Origin of the sequence: Rhizobium sp. ERR 1071 (genome assembly GCF_007828675.1) — a bacterium.
In the GTDB taxonomy this organism is placed as follows: domain Bacteria; phylum Pseudomonadota; class Alphaproteobacteria; order Rhizobiales; family Rhizobiaceae; genus Rhizobium; species Rhizobium dioscoreae.
Map to the genome: position 1 here is coordinate 1 of NZ_VITM01000034.1, position 1,158 is coordinate 1,158.

At 63.7% G+C, this 1,158-nt stretch carries 1 protein-coding gene; it reads right to left on the minus strand.

The features are described from left to right. A partial coding sequence (locus tag FBZ99_RS32980) for a helix-hairpin-helix domain-containing protein (RefSeq protein WP_333783695.1) occupies nt 1-1,158 on the minus strand: 1,158 nt, incomplete at both ends.

Sequence of the window (1,158 nt, forward strand, 5' to 3'; positions counted from 1 at the left end):
CTTCACCTTCAACCGATCAATAAGCCGATCCGGCTCATAAATCTCGCGCGCCTTCATGACGGCCCGCTCCCTGGAGTCCGGGCTGCCGGGCGTGCCATGGGCGAACTCGTCGCCGCGCCCGGTCGGCAGTCTGAAGGCCTCATCACGATCGGCAAGCCCGGAAAGATCGCTTGTCAGATCGAACAGCTGCTGGGCAACGAGATGGACGACCTCCCCTTCCCGCTGGATGCGGCCATTGATTGCCATCATCGAGGATCCAAGCACGATGCGCCGGCGGCGTTCGAAGAGGCTTGGCCAGACGACGACGTTGGCCGGCCCGGTTTCATCCTCGACGGTGAGGAACATGACGCCCTTGGCGGAGCCCGGCTTCTGGCGCACGAGCACGAGGCCTGCCGTCATCAGCCAGCGACCGTCACGAGATGACATCGCCTCCTCACAGGTGACGATATTGCGGGCGGTCAGATCCTTGCGCAGGAAGGCGAGCGGATGCTGCCGGAGAGTCAGACCGGTATGGCTATAATCCTGAATGACGTTATGTCCCTCGGTCATCTGGCGAAGGCTGACCTCGGGCTCCCGCTGCTCGGCGATCGTTCTTTGCTCGCGTTTGGCGGCCGCGGCAAAGAGCGGCAATGGCTCGTCGCGCAAGGCTTTGATCGCCCAGAGTGCATCGCGGCGCTGCAGCTTGAGCGACGGCAGAAACGCGTCCGCCTCGGCAAGCTCGACCAGGGACGCCGCCGGCACGCCGGACCGCCGCCAAAGATCATCGACACCCTCGAACGGCTGGTCGGCCCGCGCGGCGATGATGCGAGCCGCATCGATCTCAGCAAGTCCATGGACCATGCGCATCCCAAGGCGGACGGCGTGGCGGTCGCTGCCGTCGATGGGCTCCAATGTGCAGTCCCAGCGTGAGCGATTGATGCAGACGGGACGGACCTCGACGCCATGCTTGCGGGCATCGCCGACGATCTGAGCCGGCGCATAGAAGCCCATGGGCTGCGAGTTCAGGAGGGCGGCGCAGAAGGCGTCGGGATAGTGGCATTTCACGTAAGATGAGGCGTAGGCGATGAGGGCGAAACTTGCGGCATGGCTTTCGGGAAAGCCATAGGAGCCAAAACCTTCGAGCTGCGAGAAGGTCTTTTCGGCGAAGTCCGGCGTATA